At 47.5% G+C, this 516-nt stretch carries 2 pseudogenes; both read left to right on the top strand.

What is annotated here, in order from left to right:
* A pseudogene (locus R7040_RS29985) lies at positions 1-415 on the top strand (DNA topoisomerase IV subunit B); the annotation flags it as partial.
* Positions 416-418: 3 nt separating this feature from the next.
* Positions 419-516: pseudogene (locus R7040_RS30660) on the top strand (DNA gyrase subunit A); the annotation flags it as partial.

Here is a 516-nt window from a genome sequence, read left to right as displayed (position 1 = left end):
CGATGCGGACTCGGACGGTCTTCATATCGCAACGCTACTGTGTGCTTTGTTTACTCGTCACTTCCGCGCGCTCGTTGAAGCGGGTCATATCTATGTAGCAATGCCGCCTCTGTATCGAATCGACTGTGGTAAAGAAGTCTTCTACGCCCTCGATGACGATGAAAAAGATGGCATTTTAGAACGTTTGTCGAAGAAGAAAGCCAAAATCAACGTGCAACGATTCAAAGGTCTGGGTGAGATGAACCCAATTCAGCTACGCGAGACCACAATGGATCCGAACACGCGTCGTTTGGTTCAACTTACGATCGACGACTCTGAAGCCACTATGGAAATGATGGACATGCTGCTAGGTAAAAAACGCGCAGATGACCGTCGTTCTTGGCTACAAAACAACGGCGATTTGGCAGAGGTTTAACGGATGTCTACAGAAATTACCTACGATGGCGTTGAACAGTTGCCAATGCGCAAGTTCACTGAAGACGCTTATCTGAACTACTCGATGTACGTAATCATGGA

The organism is Vibrio sp. 1069 (assembly GCF_033340555.1).
Note: the sequence above shows the minus strand (reverse complement) of the source record. Positions and strands in the feature narration are given on the sequence as shown.